General features: G+C 46.7%; 2 protein-coding genes and 1 pseudogene. 1 reads left to right on the forward strand and 2 read right to left on the reverse strand.

What is annotated here, in order from left to right; all coding sequences use genetic code 11:
• Positions 1 to 282: 282 nt before the first annotated feature.
• Positions 283 to 483 (reverse strand): hypothetical protein, encoded by a 201-nt coding sequence (locus Xhom_RS24920; RefSeq protein ID WP_069315962.1) that lies wholly within the window; start codon positions 481 to 483, stop codon positions 283 to 285.
• A gap of 278 nt (positions 484 to 761) precedes the next feature.
• Positions 762 to 977, reverse strand: coding sequence for an Rz1 family lipoprotein (locus tag Xhom_RS47340; protein WP_422646042.1), 216 nt, complete (start codon positions 975 to 977; stop codon positions 762 to 764).
• Between Xhom_RS47340 and Xhom_RS24930 the strand changes: the two are divergent.
• Positions 946 to 1,091: pseudogene (locus tag Xhom_RS24930) on the forward strand (ISAs1 family transposase); the annotation flags it as partial. The gene Xhom_RS47340 and the pseudogene Xhom_RS24930 sit on opposite strands and share 32 nt — an antisense overlap.

The following is a 1,091-nucleotide window of genomic DNA, read 5'->3' on the forward strand; positions in this document are numbered from 1 at the left end:
GGCGATAACCCGGCGCAAATAAAAATGCCACCAGTCCGTGTGCGTTAGGTACGCGGTGGGAACGAAGTGACAGCGTGCGTTATCAATATTCCTTTAACCACTCAAGAGAATGGGCAAAGAAATATTAACTTTAGTTTCAGGCGTTAACTAATTGTTAAGCATTATTCGTTTATTGTTGGGTAGAGCCTACGATTATTAGGCTTATCAAGCTTTTGATAATGACGTTACAAGTGGAGAGTAAAATGAAAAAATTCATTCTTCTTTGCCTGTTGGCGGGTTCGGCTATTTTAGCTCCAGTGCTAACTTATGCTCATTCTCCCAGCGCACCATCGAGTGGCCCTGTATGCTTTCTAACACCCACAGGGGAACATTGCGTAATGCCCTTTTTTCCTTTTCCAAAACCCGTAATTCCAATTCCCCCTTATATTCCACCGGCAAATTAACCAAATTGAACATACTATAAAACCGAGTAGGACGGCTCATTCCTGCCGTCCTCTCATGACCCACCGACACTGCGCCCTAACCTACTCCTGCCACCCAGCATCATTTGCTCTGAGATGGCAATGCGTTCTTTTCTATTTCCCGTATCGCCTTTTCCAAATACTGGATGCGCTTAAAAAGAAATACAGACAGCCCAGCAAAATCCCCCACGCTGATCAGTCGCGCTTGTTCGTTGAACTGGCGCTTTCATTTCTTCACCTTGTAACATTCAGTATTAACGTAATCCTGCAAGTACTTAGTTTGCTGCTCGTTCTCCGCCATCATTCGGAGGAGATCGAAATAATCTTGTCGAGCTGCTTCTGTAAGTTGTGGGGTTCCTGCGTCGCCCACGCTGCGAGAGGCAACGGTTTCAGGCACGGGACAGATGGCTTGGACACGCAGCTTGCGACGAGCAGCGGCAACATCAGCCAGAAGAGTATCGATTTCAGTCTTGGCATGGGCGAGTTCCTCAATGGAATACCCCGTCGGCATACCATTGCGAGAATATTGCGTGCTATCGAGCTGGATTCTCTGCTGGAAGCCTTACTTAACTGGGTCAATGAGCAGCGTGAATTGGAGAACAAATCTGTTATCGCTTTTGATGGGAAAGT

The sequence above is a fragment of the Xenorhabdus hominickii genome (assembly GCF_002632725.1).
GTDB classification, from domain to species: Bacteria; Pseudomonadota; Gammaproteobacteria; order Enterobacterales; family Enterobacteriaceae; genus Xenorhabdus; species Xenorhabdus hominickii.